At 68.9% G+C, this 19810-nt stretch carries 21 protein-coding genes; 8 read left to right on the top strand and 13 right to left on the bottom strand.

The genetic code is table 11. The annotated features are described in order from the left end of the window. Positions 1-76: 76 nt before the first annotated feature. The gene (locus AB0I22_RS35175; protein ID WP_363135068.1) at positions 77-985 is read right to left on the bottom strand and encodes an aminoglycoside phosphotransferase family protein; all 909 of its coding nucleotides are present in this window, start codon (positions 983-985) and stop codon (positions 77-79) included. A gap of 214 nt (positions 986-1199) precedes the next feature. Here AB0I22_RS35175 and AB0I22_RS35170 point away from each other — a divergent pair, with 214 nt between their 5' ends. Beyond that, positions 1200-2045, top strand: a complete 846-nt coding sequence (locus tag AB0I22_RS35170) for an alpha/beta hydrolase (protein ID WP_363135067.1) — start codon at positions 1200-1202, stop codon at positions 2043-2045. A 22-nt stretch (positions 2046-2067) separates the two neighbouring features. Next, the gene (locus tag AB0I22_RS35165) at positions 2068-2622 is read left to right on the top strand and encodes a TetR/AcrR family transcriptional regulator (RefSeq protein ID WP_363135078.1); all 555 of its coding nucleotides are present in this window, start codon (positions 2068-2070) and stop codon (positions 2620-2622) included. A gap of 101 nt (positions 2623-2723) precedes the next feature. Here the strand turns inward: AB0I22_RS35165 and AB0I22_RS35160 are convergent, their stop codons facing one another. Together AB0I22_RS35160 and eno are read right to left on the bottom strand one after the other, a co-directional pair. Next, entirely contained in the window at positions 2724-3152 is a 429-nt protein-coding gene (locus AB0I22_RS35160) for a hypothetical protein (protein ID WP_363135066.1), read from the bottom strand. Positions 3153-3388: 236 nt separating this feature from the next. Next, positions 3389-4666: a phosphopyruvate hydratase gene (gene eno / locus AB0I22_RS35155; protein WP_363135065.1), complete on the bottom strand. Its 1278-nt coding sequence runs from the start codon at positions 4664-4666 to the stop codon at positions 3389-3391. 182 nt (positions 4667-4848) lie between these two features. Here eno and AB0I22_RS35150 point away from each other — a divergent pair, with 182 nt between their 5' ends. Further along, on the top strand, positions 4849-5271 hold the full coding sequence (locus tag AB0I22_RS35150; protein WP_363135064.1) for a MarR family transcriptional regulator: 423 nt from the start codon (positions 4849-4851) through the stop codon (positions 5269-5271). Between the two features lie 308 nt (positions 5272-5579). Here AB0I22_RS35150 and AB0I22_RS35145 read toward each other — a convergent pair whose 3' ends face one another. Next, entirely contained in the window at positions 5580-6656 is a 1077-nt protein-coding gene (locus tag AB0I22_RS35145) for a MerR family transcriptional regulator (protein WP_363135063.1), read from the bottom strand. 358 nt (positions 6657-7014) lie between these two features. Between AB0I22_RS35145 and AB0I22_RS35140 the strand changes: the two genes are divergently transcribed. Further along, the gene (locus tag AB0I22_RS35140) at positions 7015-7362 is read left to right on the top strand and encodes a DUF4240 domain-containing protein (RefSeq protein ID WP_363135062.1); all 348 of its coding nucleotides are present in this window, start codon (positions 7015-7017) and stop codon (positions 7360-7362) included. A 19-nt stretch (positions 7363-7381) separates the two neighbouring features. On the opposite strand, the gene AB0I22_RS35135 is transcribed toward AB0I22_RS35140, so the two are convergent. From AB0I22_RS35135 to AB0I22_RS35125, 3 genes are all read right to left on the bottom strand, one after another. Continuing rightward, entirely contained in the window at positions 7382-7540 is a 159-nt protein-coding gene (locus tag AB0I22_RS35135; protein WP_363135077.1) for a DUF5958 family protein, read from the bottom strand. Positions 7541-7755: 215 nt separating this feature from the next. Further along, on the bottom strand, positions 7756-8016 hold the full coding sequence (locus AB0I22_RS35130; protein WP_363135061.1) for a hypothetical protein: 261 nt from the start codon (positions 8014-8016) through the stop codon (positions 7756-7758). A gap of 13 nt (positions 8017-8029) precedes the next feature. After that, complete coding sequence (locus AB0I22_RS35125; protein WP_266457694.1) at positions 8030-8440, bottom strand: VOC family protein; 411 nt, start codon at positions 8438-8440, stop codon at positions 8030-8032. A 648-nt stretch (positions 8441-9088) separates the two neighbouring features. Here AB0I22_RS35125 and AB0I22_RS35120 point away from each other — a divergent pair. After that, complete coding sequence (locus AB0I22_RS35120) at positions 9089-9937, top strand: putative RNA methyltransferase (protein ID WP_363135060.1); 849 nt, start codon at positions 9089-9091, stop codon at positions 9935-9937. Positions 9938-10483: 546 nt separating this feature from the next. Here the strand turns inward: AB0I22_RS35120 and AB0I22_RS35115 are convergent. The 5 genes from AB0I22_RS35115 to AB0I22_RS35095 form a co-directional block, all read right to left on the bottom strand. Then, positions 10484-11650, bottom strand: a complete 1167-nt coding sequence (locus AB0I22_RS35115) for a DNA sulfur modification protein DndB (RefSeq protein ID WP_363135059.1) — start codon at positions 11648-11650, stop codon at positions 10484-10486. 78 nt (positions 11651-11728) lie between these two features. Continuing rightward, the gene (locus AB0I22_RS35110; RefSeq protein ID WP_363135058.1) at positions 11729-12685 is read right to left on the bottom strand and encodes a hypothetical protein; all 957 of its coding nucleotides are present in this window, start codon (positions 12683-12685) and stop codon (positions 11729-11731) included. Next, positions 12682-13719 (bottom strand): TniB family NTP-binding protein, encoded by a 1038-nt coding sequence (locus AB0I22_RS35105; RefSeq protein ID WP_363135057.1) that lies wholly within the window; start codon positions 13717-13719, stop codon positions 12682-12684. Before AB0I22_RS35105 ends, AB0I22_RS35110 begins: the two co-directional genes overlap by 4 nt. After that, entirely contained in the window at positions 13710-14975 is a 1266-nt protein-coding gene (locus AB0I22_RS35100; RefSeq protein ID WP_363135056.1) for a Mu transposase C-terminal domain-containing protein, read from the bottom strand. The genes AB0I22_RS35105 and AB0I22_RS35100 overlap by 10 nt, the downstream gene beginning before the upstream one ends. Positions 14976-15751: 776 nt before the next feature. Next, on the bottom strand, positions 15752-16543 hold the full coding sequence (locus AB0I22_RS35095; protein ID WP_363135055.1) for a TnsA-like heteromeric transposase endonuclease subunit: 792 nt from the start codon (positions 16541-16543) through the stop codon (positions 15752-15754). Between the two features lie 263 nt (positions 16544-16806). Between AB0I22_RS35095 and AB0I22_RS35090 the strand changes: the two genes are divergently transcribed. The 3 genes from AB0I22_RS35090 to AB0I22_RS35080 all read left to right on the top strand — a co-directional run bounded on the left by AB0I22_RS35090 (position 16807) and on the right by AB0I22_RS35080 (position 18288). Then, entirely contained in the window at positions 16807-17202 is a 396-nt protein-coding gene (locus AB0I22_RS35090) for a helix-turn-helix transcriptional regulator (protein WP_030892648.1), read from the top strand. A gap of 17 nt (positions 17203-17219) precedes the next feature. Then, positions 17220-17804 carry a hypothetical protein gene (locus AB0I22_RS35085; RefSeq protein WP_363135054.1) on the top strand — a complete coding sequence of 195 codons (585 nt, stop codon included), beginning with the start codon at positions 17220-17222 and terminating at the stop codon, positions 17802-17804. 139 nt (positions 17805-17943) lie between these two features. Next, complete coding sequence (locus AB0I22_RS35080) at positions 17944-18288, top strand: DUF2516 family protein (RefSeq protein ID WP_363135053.1); 345 nt, start codon at positions 17944-17946, stop codon at positions 18286-18288. 151 nt (positions 18289-18439) lie between these two features. Here AB0I22_RS35080 and AB0I22_RS35075 read toward each other — a convergent pair whose 3' ends face one another. Beyond that, positions 18440-19693: a fused response regulator/phosphatase gene (locus AB0I22_RS35075; RefSeq protein ID WP_363135052.1), complete on the bottom strand. Its 1254-nt coding sequence runs from the start codon at positions 19691-19693 to the stop codon at positions 18440-18442. Positions 19694-19810: the final 117 nt, after the last annotated feature.

Genomic DNA, 19810 nt, shown 5'->3' with positions numbered 1-19810 from the left:
GTCGAGCAGCCGAGCGCCCTGCCGTCCCGACCGGACCCCGACCGGCCCCCGACCGGACCCCGACCGGACGCAGCACTCAACGCACGGCGTCGTCCGCGAGGATCGCCTGAAGTCTCGCGCGGCATTCGGAGACGAAGGCGGGAAAGGTGCGCCAGTAGTAGGAGACTCCGCTGACGCCCACCGCGATGGCCCAGGCGCGGGCGCGGGCCCAGGTCGCGTCATCAAGGCCCAAGGCGTCCCAGTAGGCCCGTCGCGCCTGCGGCGGCAGGTCCCAGACGGTGGAGTGCTCGGCGTCGGGGAGGCCGACCGAGAGCCCTCCGAAGTCGATGACCGCGTGGAGCCTGCCGTTCCGGACCAGCAGGTTGGTCGGCTTGAGGTCGCCGTGGAGCCACACGTGGGGCCCGGAGGGCTCGGGCAGGGCGAGCGCGGCCCGCCACAGCCGTTCCAGGGCGTCGACGTCGAGTTCGGCGCCCACGAGGGCCCGGCACTCGTCGAGACATCCGCCGACCCACTGGTCACACGGCTCCAGGGTGCCCCCGCGGTACCAGCTGAGACCGTCCCCGCGCGTCGCCCCCATCAGGTCGACGCGATGCAACTCCCGCACGACGGCCGCCAAATCGGCCCCGAACGCGGCCCAGTCCCGGACGGTCTCCGGGCCCGCCTCCTCACCGTCGATCCAGCGGTAGACCGACCACACCAGCGGAAAGGCGTCGGTCGGCGCCCCCGCGTGAACAGGCTCGGGAATCGGCCGCGAAAGGCGGGGCGCCAGGCGCGGAAGCCATTCCCGTTCCTTCCGCAGGGACTGCCCGGTGCCGGCCGTTCGCGGAAGCCGTACGAGCAGGTCGGCGCCCAGCCGGTACATGGTGTTGTCCGTACCCGCGCCCGCGGGCGACAACGGCAGGGCGGCCCACTCCGGGCGCTGCGCCTTCAGCAGCGACCGGACAAGTTCTTCGTCGGCAGGGGTCTCGTCCTCGTGAAGCGTCACGCGGAAAGTCTCGACGCAGGAGGGAGCGGGGGCCAGCGACTTTCCATCGCGCCTGATCAAGGCTCTGGAAGCCCCTTGCGGAACCGGCACGTTCAGAGACAGCCGCGAGAAGCCGTCAGCCGGCACCTCCACACCACCCACCACCGTTGACAGCCATGGCTAACGACATTAGCTTTTAGCTAACAGCATTAGCCAAGCAGGCCGGAGGGACGCCATGACCGAGTACCTTGCCGTCGAAGGCGGGACCATCGCGTACGAGGTGGCGGGCGACGGCCCGCTGATCGTCCTCGCGCACGGCATGGGCGACAGCCGCTCCGCGTACCGCGCCGTGCTCCCGCGACTGGTGGCGGCGGGTCACCGGGTCGCCGCGGTCGACCTGCGCGGGTGCGGCGAGTCCAGCGCCGACTGGCCGACCTGGAGCCGTACCGCCATCGCGGGCGACCTGCTCGCCGTGATCCGCCATCTCGGCGGCGGCCCGGCCGTACTCGTCGGCCACTCGATGTCCGGCGGTGCCGCCACCATCGCCGCCGCCCGCGAACCCGCGCTGATCAGCGCGGTCGTGGAACTGGGACCGTTCACCCGCAAGCAGTGGGCCCGCCTCGGCGACCTGCGGGTACGGCGCTTCCGCCAGGGCATGCTGCGGCTGCTCGGCGCGAACGCGCTCGGCAGCGTGCCGCTCTGGCGCTCGTACCTCGACGTCGCCTACCCGGGCGTGAAGCCGGCCGACTGGACCGAGCGCCTCGACCACCTCAGCTCCCTGCTGCGCGAACCGGGCCGGATGAAGGCGTTCCAGGGCATGGCCCGCAGCGCCCCGGCCGACGCCGGCGCGCGGCTCGGCGACGTCCGCTGCCCGGTCCTGGTCGTGATGGGCACGCTCGACCCCGACTGGGCCGACCCGCACGCCGAGGGTTCGGCGATCGTCGACGCCCTGCCGGCCGGCCTGGGCCGCCTTGAGATGATCGAGGGAGCCGGGCACTACCCGCACGACCAGTTCCCCGACCAGGTGGTTTCCCTCATGCTCGCTTTCCTCCAGCCGCAGCCGGACGCCGCCCGTGCCTAGGGCCGGGCTGGACCCGACGACCGTGGTCGCGGCCGGCGCCGCCCTCGCCGACGAAGTGGGCATCGCCAACCTGACGATGGGCCTGCTGGCCGAGCGGCTCGGGGTCCGTACGCCGTCCCTGTACAAACACGTGGGCGGCCAGGAAGACCTCAACCGCCGCATCGCCGCCCTGGCGCTGAGCGAGGCCGCCGACGCCGTCGGCGGCGCGGTCCAGGGCTACGCGGGGCAGGACGCCCTGGCCGCCGCGGCCCGCTCGTTCCGCGCCTTCGTCCTGGAGCACCCCGGCCGGTACGCCGCCACCGTCGGCATGGAACCCTCCGGCCCCGACGACCCCCTGGCCGCCGGGGGCCGGCGGCTGCTCGACGCGTTCACGGCGGTTCTGCGCGGTTACGACATCCCGGAGGCCGACGTCGACCACGCCCTGCGCGCGCTGCGCAGCCTCTGCCACGGTTTCGCCACCTTGCAGGCGGCGGACGGCTTCCAGTGGAGCGCCGACGTCGACACGAGCTTCGAGTGGCTGATCGCCTTCGCCGACCGGGGCCTGCGGTCGTACGCGCCGGGGGCGGGGGCGGCGTAAGAGCGGGACGGCCCGCCGCCTGCGACGAACAGCGCGGCCACGTCCAGCAGTTGCGCTGACACGCACCAACTGTCCGCGACCGCGCCCCCGCACCCCCGGCCTCAGCGGACGTTCACCGTCACCACGTCGGAGGTCCGCTGCCGTACGGGGTGGCTGTCCTTCGGGGTGTTCAGGCCGTACACCGCCGCACGGTATTCCACGGCGCCGCTGTGCGCGGCCTTGATGTGCACGGCGACCTGCGCGTCGCCGTCGCCCCGCTCGACGACGGAGCCGCAGGTCACCTGGGCCCAAGCCTGCTTGCCGCTACGCCATTCCAGGCATACCCGCAGGTAGCTGGAGGCGTCGTCGTACGCGCTCGCCGTCACCGCGAAGGCCTTGCCGACCTGCGCCGTGTGCGGCGCCTTGATGCTCACGTCCCCCTTGGCGAACGCCGGCCCGGCGGCCAGCGCCACCGAGGCCAGACCCAGCGCACCGATCGCGGCGGCACGGCCGCCCCGTACCTTCATCCCGGTCTTCTTCGTCCTGGTCATGGACTTACCTCCCGTGGGCCTCCCCGGACGGCGAGACCCTCCCTTCGCGAGGACGCCCACTGCGCCTCGCTGATCACCGAGACGGACCTCCTGCCCCACCCGTTGCCTCGCGTCCGGCGCCTTTACGGATCCATGGCAAAACGCGCCAACGCGCTGCGCAGACCCGGGAGTCGGCCGCCCTGCGCGACCACGAAGCGGACCGGTACAGGGCGGCGCCGGACACAGCTTCCTCCCGCCTAACGACGCAGCGCCTCCGCACCGGCGTACCGGGCACTGTCGCCCAGCTCCTCCTCGATGCGGATGAGCTGGTTGTACTTGGCGGTGCGGTCGGAGCGGGACAGCGAGCCGGTCTTGATCTGGCCACAGCCCGTGGCCACCGCCAGGTCGGCGATCGTCGTGTCCTCCGTCTCGCCCGAGCGGTGCGACATGACGACGGTGTAGCCCGCCCGGTGGGCGGCGTGGACGGTGGCCAGGGACTCCGTCAGGGTGCCGATCTGATTGACCTTCACCAGGACCGAGTTGGCGACGCCGGAGCGGATGCCTTCGCGCAGGAGGGTCTCGTTCGTGCAGAACACGTCGTCGCCGGTGAGCTGGCAGCGCGCGCCGACCCGCGCCGTCAGGTCCTGCCACCCGGCCAGGTCGTCCTCGGCCATCGGGTCCTCGATCGACACGACGGGATAGGCATCGATCAACTTCACCAGGTAGTCGGCGTGTTCGGCGGGGGTGCGCCGGATGCCCTCGCCGGTGTAGTCGTAGACGCCTTCGCGGAAGAACTCGGACGATGCCGGGTCCATGACCAGGCCTATGTCCGTACCCGGCCGGTACCCCGTCCGTTCGACCGCGGCGACGACGAAGTCGAGGGCTTCTTCGGCGGTGCGCAGGGCGGGCGCGAAGCCGCCCTCGTCGCCGACGCCCGTGGAGTGCCCGGCGTCGAGCAGGTCGCGGCGCAGGGTGTGGAAGATCTCGGACCCCATCCGCACGGCCTCGGCGAAGGTCTCCGCGCCGATCGGGGCGATCATGAACTCCTGGAAGTCCAGCGGATTGTCGGCGTGTGCGCCCCCGTTGACGATGTTCATCATCGGTACGGGCAGCAGCCGCGCGTCGGAACCCCCGAGGTAGCGGTAGAGCGGCAGCCGGTGTGCGGCCGCCGCGGCCTTGGCGGCGGCCAGGGAGACCCCGAGGATCGCGTTGGCGCCGAGCCGGGACTTGGCGGGGGTGCCGTCCGCGGCGACGAGGGCGGCGTCGAGGCCGGCCTGGTCCTCGGCCTCGCGGCCGATGACGGCGGCGGCCAGCTCCATGTCGACGTGGCGGACCGCGCGGTCGACGCCCTTGCCGTGCCAGCGGGCCGGGTCGCCGTCGCGGAGTTCGACGGCCTCACGGGCGCCGGTCGAGGCCCCGGAGGGCACCGCGGCCCGGCCGATCGACCCGTCCGCCAGTTCCACGTCTACTTCGACGGTGGGGTTGCCCCTGCTGTCGAGGACGCGGCGGCCGGTGACGGAGGTGATGACTGTCATGGGAATCCTCCCGTTGTCGCATACGTGCCGAGATCCGGCTGCGACGACGGTGGCGCTGGATCCGGCACGAAAAACTATACAGCAATGCTGTTCAGTTCAGCTGTTCAGATACGCTGTGCAGCCCCACTGAACAGCCGCACTGAACAGCCCTGCTGCGCAGATGTGCTGCGTTAAAGTTCGGTATGCCCCTTCCGGAATCCGCCGCCGTCGCGGCCGACCTGCGCACCGCGATGGGAAAGCTCACGCGGCGCGTGAAGCTTGAGGACCAGATGCCGCTCGGCCAGGTGGCCGTCCTGGGCGCACTGGACCGCAGCGGCGCGATGACCACCAGCGAACTCGCGACCGACCAGCGCGTACGCCCGCAGTCCATGGCCCGCGCCGTAGGACTCCTCATGGACCAGGGCCTCATCACCCGCCGAGCCCACCCGACCGACGGCCGCAAGAGCCTGGTCGAACTCTCCCCCGCCGGCCAGGCACTGCTGGAAGAGGAACGGGAACGCAGGGCCGACTGGCTCGCGCGAGCGATCGAGGCGGAACTGACCCAAGAGGAACGGGCACTGCTGGCGCAGGGAATCGGCCTGGTGGAGCGCATCGCGGCGCACTAGCCGGTAGCCAGGCAGCGCTCCTCTGACACTGCCCTGTCCCAGGTGACTGTGGGGCAGGGGGTCTGTCCTGCGGTGCCTACGGTTGCGCGGGACAGGCCGGCAGTTGGTGTCCAACCGTAAGCAGCATGGTGGTTCATCCGCGGAGCCAGGCCAGCAGGCGTCGCGGAGTCGGTCGCGATGTGCTGGCCGGCAGGCGCCGGGGGGCCGGTTCGGCTCTCCTGGCTTGTTGGGCGAGCCGGTATTCGTCCGCCTCGCGGATGAGCTCACGAGAGCGGATCTGGTGCCACTCGAAGTGCATGCCCTCGCTCCTACTGCTGGAGTTCCAAGACGTCGGCGACCACGCAGCTGACGTTGTCGGAGTCGCCGGAGCCGTTGGCGAGGGTGATGAGTGCGCGGACCGCCTGCTCGGGCTCACTGATCTCGGAGAGCACCCGGTGGATCTCTTCGGTCGGCACGACGGTCGGCAGGCCGTCGGGGCAGAGCAGATACCGGTCTCCCCGCCGGGCATCGTGCAGGCGCATGTCGGCGGTGGTATCGGTTCCTTGGCCCAGGGCCCGGGCCAGCAGTGACCGCTGGGGGTGGGAGGCGGCTTCTTCCGGGCTGAGGCGTCCTTCGTCGACCATCGACTGCACCATGGTGTGGTCGTGGGTGATCTGGAACAGCTCTCCGTCACGCAGGAGGTAGACGCGGGAGTCGCCGATGTGGACGAGGGCGAGTTGCGATCCGGTCCAGAGCATCGCGGTGAGTGTGGTCCCGGCCTCTTCGGGGGAAGAGCCGGCCCCGGCGAGGCCGTTCACGGCTTGTTTGGCCTGTTCGACCGCGTCTTCGAGGACATTGAGGAGATTGCCCGCCGGGATGCTGTCGGTTTCGAGGTGCTTGAGCGCGTCGACGGCGGCAGTGCTTGCGGAGCCTCCTTGACTGCCGTAACCGTCGGCGACGGCGAGCAGGCGGGACCCGGCATAGGCGGTGTCCTGATTGCTCTCGCGGATGAGGCCGGTGTCGGAGAGAGCGGCGTGGATGCCCAGGGGCTTGAAGGTCGGGGACATGACAGGGTCCTTCCGTGACAGGTGGTCGACGAGGAAGGTGGCCAGGTCCCGCCGTGCGGCGGTGTCGGCTTCGACCTGGGCCCAGAACGCGCGGATCTCCTGGGCTGCCGCGTCTGCCTCCAGCGTGCAGACGCGCTGGATGCGGGTCAGGGGCATACCCATGCGCCGGAGCCAGGCGACCAGGCGGGCTTGGTCCAGTTGTTCCGGTGCGTAGAGCCGGTAGCCGGTCACCGGGTCGACGCGAGCGGGAGGCAGTAGGCCGAGCTCGTCGTAAAGACGCAGCGCCTTCGGCGACAGCCGGGACGCCTTCGCGAACGCCCCGATGGTCAGCAACCCCATGCTCGTTCCTCCTCATGCCGAGCACTCGCCCGGCCCAACCGATCCTGTGGCCTCCCCCAAGGTGAAGGTCAACCAAGGTCCTACTCGGCTGCGTCCGATGGGCTCGACCGGTGCCGAGCCGTCCCATCACGGATAGATCCGGGCATCGTAGGCGGCCCGCCGGCCACCGCACGTTCGCTGTCAGCACCGCATCCGGCGTCCCCACCCGCTGGAAGCCCCGGCCCACCGGCCGGCGGGCCGTCGCCGCCACGGCGAATTTCGCCGCGTCATCCCGCTCGATCAGCTCGTCCGGACACACGTCCACCACCGAACCCGTTGGTGTTCGGACGACGAATTCTGCTATTTCGGCCTGTGGATAGTGGGGCTCGGCCGGGATGCCTTCGCGCGGGCAGTGATCGATCCCGACGCTCTGGCCGACACCCCAGAGGTTCAGTTCCTGGTGGGTCGCCCTCGGGAGCTCTGGAACGACGACTGGCCGGAGTGGGAGTCCCTCGAATACGTCGCCATGGAGGCATATGGGCTGCTCACCCGCGCGGATGACGATTGCGGGGACGCATTCCATGAAGCCGTCGAAGCCGAGCAGGGCGCTGTAGGCGGCAATTCAGGGCTGCGCGGCGAGCAGTGCGACGTGCGATGCGAAGACGAGGCGCTGCGCGAACTGCTGAGGCTGAGCGCGATGTTCCCCCTCCGGCCACTTGCCCGGTAGGCGTGTTAAGCACGAGGGATCAGGCCGAGGCTTCGGGGGTCTCGGCAGACAAGCGATGCCACGCGTGGCCGCAGCCGTCGGAGCAGAAGCGCTCTCGTCGGCGTTCGTCGGCGATGGCCAGCACCGCGATCAGTAGCCGGAACGACTTGAGGCGCTCGTCGTGCGGGGTGAGACCCAGGCTCGCGCCCTGTCGGGTATCCCACCACGCAGCGCGTGAGCCACATCGAACTCGTCAACCATGCGGTGGACCGTACAGGTGTCCTGTCGCAGTGCAGCTGACAGATCGTGGGCCGCTGACCTGCTGGGTTGCCATGTCGTTTGAGAACGCCGCGGGCCGACGTTCTCAAACGACATGGCTTTCACGGAAGCGCGCTGGTGGTGGGCAAGGACAGCTCAGCCGTCTCGCTCTTCGGCAAGGCTGCCCATGGCCGTCCGGAGACGGTGCCGGGCTGCTTCCAGATGTTCGGCGTAGTCGGCGGCGAAGATTCCAGGGAGCGCTTTGTCCAGTGTTCCCGCGATCTTGTGGATCGGGGCCCATGCGGCCGGATCGTCGACCAGGCGGCTGAGATCTGTCATCTGTACTCGCTCCAGCCAGTCCGAGAGGACCAGGGCCTCGTCGGGGGTGAGCTTGATCGTGATGTCGCTCTTCTCCACGACCGGAACCTAATTAGTCGCGCTTGGGCCAGATCGGGCCCTGGTCGGTCCAGATGACGCCCTTGTTGCGGCACAGACAGAAGGGGTGGCCGATCGGGTCGGTGTAGACCTGCCAGCCATAGCCGTTGGGGCCGATGAAGTCCTGCCTCAGCGTCGCACCGAGGTCGAGGACGCGGCGCTGCTCGGACTCGATCTCGTCCACTTCGAAGTCGAGGTGGAACTGCTTGGGGTGCTCGCTGTCGGGCCACTGCGGAGCGCGATAGTCGTCCACCCGGATGAATGCCAGCTCGATCTCACCGAACTGGATGCCGGCCCAGTCCTCGGAGCTGCCTTCCTTGATCGGACGGCCCGTCACCTCGGAGTAGAAAGCCGCCAGCTTCATCGTATCCGGGCAGTCGATAATGAAATCGGTGAGTCGCAGCATCCCGCGATCTTGTCACAAGCTCACACCCCGACTTCGAGACAGGCCAGTCGCGATCTCGATAGAGACAGAAGCGTCGGCAGAGGGGGTCCTGGGTTCCGAGGGTGGTGTAGATCCGCGCGAATCGTCGGCTCAGCTCGGCGGTTGTTGCCAGGTAGAGCTCTTTGGGGTCGAGGGCGGTTGTGGGCGGGTCGAGGATCAGGGGCGTCAGCATCACGATCTCGGGGAACGCCGCGAGGCGACTGCGGCCCCCTTCCCCCTGGCCGCCACCTCCGTCCACGGGCCGTCGAAGTAGGGGACTGTGCAGCTTAAACGGGACCAAACCCGTCGTCCAGGTGATCACGCAGTCCGGCGCGATCCCCCACCGCCGGGCCGCATCTCCTGACTGCTGAGGCGAGGGGACGGGCTTTTGGTCAGGCTCGTAAGGTGTAGGCATGTGGACCCAGCACATCCAGGCTCTGTAATCACGAGGCGTTGAGGGCGATGCCGTAGGGCGTCGCCCTCCTTGGCGTGCCTGTTTACGTGATCCATCTCCCTTGTGCCGCCCACACCGAGGCGGCGAGATGCCGGGCCTCGTCTTTCTTGAGACGGCGGCTTTTGAGAGCGCGTGCAGGCACGGTCCCTTCCCTTCACCGTCGCCTGGAGTGCCTCGTGCCTGCGTTGCTTCCCCCTGCCCTCGAACCATTTCTCGACTTGCTGCGCTGCCCGGTGTGCCGCGCCTGTCTCCGACCCGACCGTGGCTCACTGCGCTGCCCGGAGGGCCACACCTTCGACATCGCCCGTCAGGGCTACGTCAGCCTGCTGACGGGCATCCGCGCCACCAGCGGTGACGACGCAGCCATGATTCAGGCCCGAAACCGGTTCCTGTCCACTGGTAGGTACGCCCCTATCCACCAGCCCCTGACTCGTATGACAGCCGACGCCCTGCCTGGTCAAGGCACGGTCGTAGACGTCGGATGCGGCACCGGCTACTACCTGGGCGGCGTACTCGATCAACTGCCCGGCATCCGCGGCCTGGGGCTGGACACGTCAGCACGCGCCCTGCGCTCAGCAGCCCGAGCCCATCCGCGAGCTGCTGCGGCGAGCTGGGACGTCTTCCGCCCCTTCCCCTTGGTTGACCAGAGGGTCGACGTCGTGCTGGACGTGTTCGCCCCGCGCAACCCGTCCGAGTTCCATCGAGTGCTCCGTCCGACCGGCCGGTTGATCGTGGTGCGCCCCATCGAGCGGCACCTGGCCGAGCTACGGGGCCAGATCCCCGCGATGGTCACGATCGACCCGGACAAGGAACAGCGCCTGCAACAGGCGTTGGACCCCTACTTCCAGGCCGCCGATACCCAACACGTTGAATACACCACGCCCCTGACCAGGCAAGAAGCCATCGACCTGGTGGGGATGACACCGAGCGCACGCCACCTGACCCACGCGGACCTGAGCGGCCACGGCTCCCTGCCCAGTCAGGTGACCGTCTCCGTGCTGGCCACCTCCTACCAGCCTCGGTAACCACGGGCGGGCGGATACGCCTACTGAACCGACAACCCAATGGGCGCGCCTGGCGCCCCACCTTCCTGGCAACTCGGGCAAGGTGGGGCGTCCGTCCGCTGGCCGTCGTGATCTCTCGGACCATCCGACAGCCGGAGCGGTGGGCACTGCCCTCGCGGGCAGGTGGCTCTGGTGGGCTCGTTGCTGCGCAGATCAGCCGGGACCCGTTCACTTCACACTGCAGACCCGGTGGGAAGTCGCAGATAGACCGGGAACGGACACCTATCGTGCTCAGTGTCCTGTCTCAGCTAGGTCCGGGCATCGAAGGCATTCGGACCTGGGATGCCCGTAGAAGCTTGAGACGCCCGATCCCGGGATCGTCTCAAATGGCTCCGGGTAGCTTCTTGTTCGGTATATGTGCAATATCCCGTGGGTTCGACCGGGGTTTCTTCCGCCGTTGCAGCAGGTCAACCGAGCAGGCGGGACTGGCGAGCCGTGTGGATCATGATGGGGTCTCGGAAATCCTGAAACCCCATCATGATCCACATGCTTCTTCTGTCGGCTGATCTAGTCGTCTTCGTCGGCACCCAGATTCATCGCCTCGCACAGGACGCGGATTGCCGCGCGACGAGCGGGGAAGCTGTTGCGGGTACCGAGTGCGCCCGTGCCTGATCCGCTGGGCGTGACGATGCCCGCGGCCGCCCACACCGGGTTGTCCCAGGCGAAGAAGTCGTCGTCGTCCTTCGCGGTGATGGCCTTGAACGCAACATCCGGATCTACGTGGTCGGTGTACATCGCGGACATCGCGCCGACCAGGCCATAGATCACCACGGCGCTGGTGGCGATGGTGTTCTTCCGCTGGGTTTGGCGTGCCGGAGTCGAGAGCTTGCCGTATTCCGGGCGGACCTTGACCAGGGAATCCCATGCGCTGATCAGCCAGCTGGACTGTGCTTCGACGTCGGCGGTGGTGACAGGCCCGCCCTTCCAGGAGGTTTCGATCGCCCTGCTGATGGTGTTGAAGGCGGTCAGTTTGTGTGAGCTGGCGGATACGGAGTTGGCCAGGACCTCGATGTTGTCCTGACCCAGATGCTCGCTGCCGTTGACGAGCCTACGGGCGAGCTCCTGCTCCTTGGTCTCCGAGTAGGCGTACTTCGCGGTGGAGTCGTTCACCTTGTCGCCGCGAGTGTTGTAAATGGTCGCGACCTTCTTCGCGAGCGCATCATCGAGCATCCAGATCCGTACCTGGAAGCGAGTGCTGAGGTCGAAGCTCCCCAGCGGGTTGTCCGCAGCAGCCAGGATCGACTTGATCCGAGAGAGAGAGTCAACGGCGCAGTCGAGCACACCTGAGGTGATGGTCAGATTGGTCTGCCCGGTCTCATCGTCGAACCAGGTCTCATAGACAGACTTGCTGGGATCGAGCCTGATCGAGATGTTGCCGATGATTGCCTCGTTGTCGAGCAGCTCGCTAGTCCACTTGTTGACCTTGATCTTCGTCTTGCCGATGAGACGCTTGCCCTCCATGTGCGCAGGACGGATGTTGCCGGTGAGGGAGAGCAACCCGCTCTTGTGCAGATCCACGAGGTAAGCCCCGGTCATCTGGCACTCGACGTGTACGCCACCGGCGTCATCGACCTGCGCGACGTTGAGGATCTCCAGCGGGAGGGCGAGACCTTGGGTTTTTTCGGCGACCGTCACGTTCGTCTCCTTTGTGCGGGACGCCTTGGTGACGCCCATTGGTCAAGCATACGCAACCTACGTGTGTTTTTCAATCGTCACGTGCGATGGGGCTGCGCTACGTGTCAGGGCTGCCTTCTACGTGTCTCCGAGGGTGTCGCCCGCCCAATCGTCGTCGTCACCCCGACGCCCCGTCCTCCATCTGTACGTCCTTCTGTAACTGCACAATGCGGAGAGGGATCTCTCGATCTCGGCGGCGGTCTCTCTCAACATGGTGGCGAACCACATGGTTCCGTCGAACCTGGGGACCAGCTCCACCTGGAGCCGGTCGTTGAATTCGTCGATGAACTGCTGGAACCCGTGCCCCTCCTGGAGGGCGAGTGACCGCCAGTGGGGTGAGGCGTAGAGAGCGGTGGTCGTGACGGTTTCCGGGTAGTGGGCGATGAGGCGGCGATGGTCACGGTTACTGCCGTGCTGGAGCGGGGGAAGCGCCCGGACACGTCGTGATGTGTCCTCCTGGCGGAAGCTCCGGCCGGTGAGTTCGTTCCAGAGAGCGGCTCCGCGTTCGTAGCAGGTGCTGAGGACGACGAGACCGTGCTCGTGGAGAAGGCGCTGGTGACGTTGTTGGGCTTGGAGGACGTCAGGGAGGTCGGTCAGGTCGGCCTGGATCATGTAGTTGCCCGGGGGCTGCCCAGTCCAGAGCCTGTGGCGGAGACAGACCTGCTCGTGGAAGCGGGAGCGCCGGGCGGTGACCTGGTGGATGCGGTTGTAGCTTCCGGTGCGCCGGGCGACGCAGAGACGGCAGGGAACGCCAGGGAAGAAGTCCGGGCGGTGGGGATGACGCATCTTCGGCTGTTGGCCGAGATAAGGGATCGCCTGCAGGAGGCTCTCCCGGGGCTGTCCGCTGGCCATGCTGAGCCGGTCGATGTAGTCCTGCCGGGACTCCAGCCAGTGGCTCTGCGCGAATGTCCTTTGCGCAAGGATCCCGTTCGCCTCGCCCAGCCGGCGGAGGTAGGACTTCTCGCTCTCCTGCGGGAACGGTGTGACGGTGCGGGGGAGCGGACGGACCAGCCAGTAGTCGGTCGGCTCGCTCATCCGGCCCTCTGGCGGGAGGAGTTCTCGCTGTTGTGGTCGATCCGGGTCTTCTTCAGCTGGCCCAGGGTGATGCATTCACTCTGGTCGAGGATCGACGAGATGGCCGCGACGCGGATCAGGTGGGAGAGGCTTCCGATCACGCCGCCGGTGCGTTGGTGCAGGTAGTCGGAGAGATTCACCAGGGTATTGGGCTGATGACGGTGAAGGCGCAGAGTGTTCTCCAGCGTGGCGATCAGCGATCGCCATTCCGCGTCGCGGGGAAAGGGGCCGGTGCGGACCAGGACGGAGCGTCCGCCCATCTGCCGGCCGCGGATCCCGGTGAACACGCCGGACTGCTCGACGTCGATGCCGGCATAGACGAAGGTCGCGGGAAGGTGCTCCGTGAAGTACTTCAGGTGGTCGGACAGGTCCTCACCGGCGGTGGTGCCGTGGTTCAGCAGGTGAATCTCGTCGTCGAGCACGAGGTCCGTGCGGGCCTCGATCATCACCTGGCAGACGACGTTGGTGATGTCGATCGTGTTGTGCCGGGCCGAGACGGAGGGCAGGCCGAGGAAGCGGGCGAACTCGATGGCGAGCTTGCGGGGTGACCCTTTCGGCGGGGCGGTTAGATAGACGACGGGGATCCGGTCACTCTCTGGGTAGCGCTGTCGGACCCGTAGTTCGTGGAGGCGGCCGAGCTGCTTGAGCGCGGTGGTCTTGCCCGTTGTCTGCTGGCCGGAGACGATCAGACCGCGCCGGGCGCCGGATTCGCGCTGGTTGAGCAGGGTCAACAGGCGTCCTTGGTGGGCGATCTCCCGGACGGCCGCAGTGCGTACGACTTGAAGTTCGGAGTGATAGAGGACGCGGGCATCGTCGTAGAGTTCCTGGTCAGCAGGGCTCAGCGAACACCGCTGGCTTTCGGGCAGCAGATCGAAGGCCGCCTGGTCGGCTTCGACGAACTGCCGCCAACCGGTGAGCTGCGTGGTGGGATCACGCCGCGTCTCCAGCAGGCCAGTGGCGCCGCCCGCGTCCGGCTCCGGTGGGTTCACCACCATTTCTCAGCCTCCTTGCGGGCATCGAAGATTCCGAGCGGGACGACGTCCGCAAGAGCGTCCTCGCCTTCCTCCGCGTCGCGAGAGGACATCTCGACGGGCTCGGCGGGAGCGGGCCGGGGCCAGGAGGGAGTACTGGTCGACCGGGTGCGGACGGCGACCTTGCGCTCCTTGCGACTGCGGCGGGCGGGCTTGTCCGGCGTGGCCTGGGGGCCGTCGGCGGCCCGGTCCAGGAGAGCGACCGCGGCCTGGGCGATCTCCTCCTCGGTGACCGGATCGGTGCCGCGTTCGGCAAGGACACGGCGGGCGTGGTCCCAGGCCAGCTCGCCCATCGGAGTCGGTGCGGTGCGGAGGTGCCGCCAGATCGCCGTGATCCAGGTGCCCTCGCGGTGGTTGCGTACCCAGATGCGGGAGATGTCATAGGGGTCGTAGCGGACCTCCCACCGCTTGCCGTCCCGTCCGGTCCCGGACGGCTGCCGGCGCCATGGCGTCAGCTCCGGGCTGTCGTAGGTGCGGTGACGTATGCGGATGCCGTAGGAGTTGATGGTCCGCAACTCCCTTGGCAGCAGGCCGATGTACTCCTCTGGGCTCAAGGGGACTGGGACGTAGCCGGCTGCGGCGACCAGGGCGGCGTACTTCTCGTTCGGGCTCATCGCCCGCTCGGGCATGAACGGATCGCGCAACCCGTCGTGCGGACGGTTCTGCCAGATGACGATCCATTCCTGGAGCAATTCCTGGAGCTGGTGGACCGACCAGAGCGGCCCGGAGCCCGGATCACTGCCGCGGTGTTCGGCGCTGCGTCCCTTGTGGCCGGGGAGGTACTGAGTGAACATCGTGGCGACCGATCCCAGTGTCGACTCGATGTGCGGTTTGTCGGTAGGGGTGTCCGGGTGGCAGGGCTGGAAGTTCAGGCCCAGGGACCGGCAGGCCGTCCGGAAGGTTTCGGAGAGATATGCCTTGCCGCGGTCGCAGACGATCGTCTCGGGTGTGATGACCGGGACGGCCGCGGCCTTGGCCAGCCGCTCGTCCAGCGCCATGAGCGAGGCGTGCGGCAGAACCGACCGCGACATGCGAAGCGCGTCTGCCCAGCCCGGCCGCATCGGTTCCGGGGTCATCGCCCGCGCCAGCAGCAGGGCGGCGTCGACCGCCTTCGTCGAAGGCCGCAGCACGGCTGCCGCGAGCGTCCTGGTCGCGATGTCCACGATGCCCGTCAGCTCGACCGTGTCCACGGTGCCGTCGGTCATGAACGACCAGGACATCGAGCGGAGTCGAATCGATCTCCATCACCTCGCCGGGCCGGGCTGCGGTGAGCTGGCCGAACATGCCGTCCGGCTGCTTGGCCAGCGAGCGCCGGGTGCGGGCCAAGCCCAGGGTGTGCCGGCCGGATGTGACCGCCGACAGGAGCCTGTAGAACGTCGCCCGCGACGGCAGCGGGACTCCGGGGCCGTGCTCGGCCTCCACCAGCCGTTCCATCCGGCGCCGCAGCACCTGGGCGGAGACCGTTGACCGGCAGGTCTGGTCGTCCACCACCCGCCGCAGAGCCTCGACAACCCGCCGTTCAGCCCGGCCTGTGCCGTCTGGAGCCGTCCGCAGCCGCGGGTCGACCAGGCCGAGAACCCCTTCCCGCTCGAAGCGGGCCCGCATGTCCTGCAGCACCGTGAGCGACACCGCCGTCCCGGCCTCCGCCAACTCGGCGGCCTTGGCGAGTTCCCGCTGCCGCAGCGACTTCACCGCCGGGTTGTACTCGGGCCTCACTGGCCCGTCCGGAGCGTAGGCCGGACAGCCGGTGAGCAACTCCACCAGATGCCGCTGCCACCACTCGGCCCGCTCCACCGCCTTGCCCGGCAACCCCTCCAGCACCCCGGCGGCGGGAACCGTCATGCGCGGCGAGGCCGCCGTGACCACCACGAACCCGTCGGACGCCAACAGATGCGGCAACAGCACCACGCTCGCCGACCCGTTCTCGTCGACGAGCCGGACCGTGGTCCCCTCCAGGGCCGCCACCGTGTGCAGGCGTTCATCGAACCGGACCGCATCACCCACCCGCAGCAACCGCGGACGCATCGGCATAGCCACCTCCCATGCTCGCGTCGGACAGCCGGACCGTCGCCCCCGCCGACAGCAGAGCCGTTTCCAGGTCAGCAGCGAACACCTGGCGCCAGAGCAGGTGATAGAGCACCGGAAGCACCGCGATCGGGTCGCCGACCCTGCGAACCCCTTCCAACAGCGGGGCGTCCTCGGAGAACACCGCCATCAAGCGGGCGGCGACATCCGGGCGGTGCACTCGCGGATGCCGGTAGCCGGCCAGCCACCGCGCGTTCGCCATCAGCACCGCATCCGGGGCTCCGACCCGCATGAAAACCCAGCCCACCAGCGAACAGGCCGCAGCCGTCGCGGCGAACTTCACCGCGTCACACGGCTCGATCCGATCATCGGAGCGGACGTCAACCACCAGTCCCGTCCCGTCCGCGCGACGCACGAAGAAATCCGGCGTGTGCCGGACCCGCTTCCCCTCCGGGTCCGGCCACGACAGCCGGAACGGTTGCGAGGCCATCCCCGTCACCAGCGGATCGAAGTCCAGCAGCACCAGCCGGTCCCGCTCCAGCCACGACTCGAACCCCACGTGATCACCGCAGGTCGCCGACCAGTACCAGCCGCACCAGTTGCCCTGACCTCGAAATGCCGGGAAACGCCGCTCAGGCGGCACGTCCTCGAACCGAACCGGCCACAACTCGCCCAGCGTGCCCCGCCGCCGTACGCCTGCCGCGGTGACGTACTCGACCTCGAAGTCCTCCGCGGACTCCGGAACCTGCCCACGCTCCGCCACCCCGGCCTCCGGTACGACGCTGACTAGACGCTACGACCGTAGAAGCGCCGGACCCGCCGGACCCGCCGGACCCGGAGAAGACTGAGACACCCCACAACTTGCCCGGGCATGACCGAGACTCCCACTCGCATGCCCGGAGATCTCCGAGACTGCCCGGACATAGCAGAGACAGGACACTCAGGCTCACCCGCCCCAAAGTGGCGTAGCTAACTTCTGCAAGCGTTCGCTTGCAGAAGTTAGCGAGGGTGGTGCAGCATCGAGGCATGGCATCACTGAACGTCGGCAATCTCGGCGAGTTCCTGCGGGAGCAGCGGCGCAGCGCGCAGCTGTCGTTGCGGCAGCTCGCCGATGCCGCCGGGGTGTCGAACCCGTATCTCAGCCAGATCGAGCGCGGGCTGCGCAAGCCGAGCGCGGACATCCTGCAGCAGCTCGCCAAGGCGCTGCGGATCTCCGCCGAGACCCTGTACGTGCAGGCCGGGATTCTCGATGAGCGGGACCGGGACGAGGCCGAGGTGCGGAGTGTGATCCTCGCCGATCCCTCGATCAACGAGCGGCAGAAACAGGTGCTGCTCCAGATTTACGAGTCCTTCCGCAAGGAGAACGGACTCGCGCCGGACCACGAAGACGGCGACGACGAAGCAGGCACATCCTCTAGCTGATCCGGGAGACCATCGCCATGGCCATCGCCGAAGACATCCGCAAGACCCTCACCGACCCGAAGCCGCTCTACGCCGCGGCCGGGGCCGCTGACGCGACCGCCGAGAAGCTCGGGCAGCTGATCGCCGAGGCGCCCGGTCTCATCGCCGAGCTGCGGGAGACCGACCCCAAGGCCGTGCAGGAGCGGGTCACCAAGCAGGCCAAGGAGGCCCAGGTGACCGTGCAGACCAAGGTCACCGAGGTGTTCGGGTCCCTCGACACGGATCTGAAGAAGTGGCGCGACACCGCTCAGGACCTGGCGCTGCAGGGCGTGGGCCAGGCCGTGGGGTACGCGGCCAAGGCCGGCGAGACGTACGAGAAGCTGGCCGAGCGCGGGCGTGAGGCCGTGCAGACCTGGCGCGGCGAGGCGGCCGACGAGGTCGCCGAGATCGCCGTGGCCATCGAGCCCGACCCCGAGGAGTCCGCCGCGCAGGACGGGACGAAGGACGAGGCCAAGGGCGAGGCGAAGAGCGAGTCCGCCGCCCCGCAGGCCTCCGCCAAGAAGCCCGCCGCCCGCAAGCCCGCCGCCGCGAAGAAGCCGGCGCCCAAGGGCGCCGACCAGTAAGGCTCCGGAACGGGCCGGGCACGCCCCGCGTGTCCGGCCCGTTGTACCGGTACGGTGGCGTGGCGGCGAGCGCCGACCGTAAGGGCCGCAGAAGCCTTACGGGCCCCACAGCGGACGAGAGGACTGAGAGGTGAACGGCGTGCTGGTGCAAGCCTTCGGCAACGTCATGTACTGGGTGTCGATCGCCCTGCTGGTCTTCACCCTGGTCGCGTTCATCGACGCCGCCATCCACCGCGAGGACGCCTACCGCGCGGCCGACAAGCAGACCAAGCCGTTCTGGCTGATCATCCTCGGCATCGCGACCGCCGTGAACCTCTTCATGGGCATCCTGTCCTTCCTGCCGATCATCGGGCTCATCGCCACCATCGTCTACATGGTGGACGTGCGCCCCGCGCTCAAGCAGGTCTCCGGCCGGCGCGGCGGCCCGCGCCGCGGCGGCTCCAGCTCGGACGGTCCGTACGGGCCGTACAACGGCGGCCGCTGACAGCCTCCCCGGAGGACGCAGAGGGCGCCAACCCAGAGGACGTCACCCCAGAGGACGTCAGCCCAGAAGGCGTCAGCCCGGAGGACGACACAGCGCATAGGGCGTCAGCCCGGAGGGCGTTCGGCCCGGAAGACCTCCGGGGCGGGCGCCCTCAGCCGCGGTCCAGCAGCAGCACGGCGACGTCGTCCGTCAACTCCCCGCCGTTCAGGTCCCGTACCTCGGTCACCGCCGCGTCGAGCAGCTTCTCCCCGCGCAGCCCCTCCCCGAGCTGACGGCCGATCAGCTCGGCCATCCCCTCCTGGCCCAGCCGCTGCGTGCCCGCGCCGATCCGGCCCTCGATCAGGCCGTCGGTGTACATCAACAGGCTCCACTCGGAGCCGAGTTCGAGATCATGGCGCGGCCAGCGGGCCTCCGGCAGCAGTCCGAGGGCCGGGCCGCCGTCCTCGTACGGGAGCAGGAGCGGTAACCGCTGATCCGGCCGTACGAGCAGCGGCGTCGGGTGGCCCGCGAGGAACATGCCCGCGCTGCCGCCGTCCGGCGCGATGTCGACGGTGCAGAGCGTCGCGAAGATCTCCTCGTTCGCGCGCTCGTGTTCCAGGACCCGCTGGAGCGTGGAGAGCAGTTCGTCGCCGCTCAGCCCGGCGAAGGTCAACGCCCGCCAGGCTATGCGCAGTTCGACGCCGAGCGCGGCCTCGTCCGGGCCGTGCCCGCAGACGTCGCCGATCATCGCGTGCACGGTGCCGTCGGGCGTACGGACCGTGTCGTAGAAGTCGCCGCCGAGCAGCGCCCGGCTGCGGCCGGGGCGGTAACGGGCGGCGAAGCGCAGGTCGGAGCCGTCCAGCAGCGGGGTGGGCAGCAGGCCGCGCTCCAGCCGGGCGTTCTCCTGCGCGCGCAGCCGCGACTCGCTCAACTGCCGCTGCGCGATATCGGCTCGCTTGCGCTCGACCGCGTAGCGGATCGCGCGGCTCAGCACCCGCTCGTCCAGTTCGTCGCGGAAGAGGTAGTCCTGCGCCCCGACCCGTACGGCCTCCGTCGCCCGTTCCGCGTCCGTCTCGGCGGTCAGCGCCAGTACGGCGTGGCGCGGCGCGAGCCGCAGCACCTGCCGCAGCGTGTCCAGCGCGTCCCCCGCCTCGGGGCAGTCGCTCGGCGGCGCCAGGTCGAGGAGGATGCAGTGCACGTCGTCCGTGAGCAGCCGGGCCGCCTCGGTGAGATTACGAGCCGTACGGATACGCACCGGCTTGCCCGATACGTCCAGCATCTCGGGCAGGGAGAGCACGTCCGCCGGATCGTCCTCGATCACGAGCAGCGAGAGGCCGCCGTCGGACGGTGCGGCGGTCCGGGGCTGCGGCAGCGTCCGAGCCTCGCCCGGCGGAGCCGCCCGCGGCCCTGGCACGGGTACGGACATCGGTTCGCTTCCCTTCCCTCCCCCATGAATCCATGGCACGCCGGAGGGCACGGGGCCCCGGGAGGCGCGGCCCCCTCAGGGCGCGGCGGTCCGTTCGATCAGCGGGCCGCCGGACGC

This window comes from Streptomyces sp. NPDC050610, from assembly GCF_040654875.1.
GTDB lineage: Bacteria > Actinomycetota > Actinomycetes > Streptomycetales > Streptomycetaceae > Streptomyces.
Note: the sequence above shows the minus strand (reverse complement) of the source record. Positions and strands in the feature narration are given on the sequence as shown.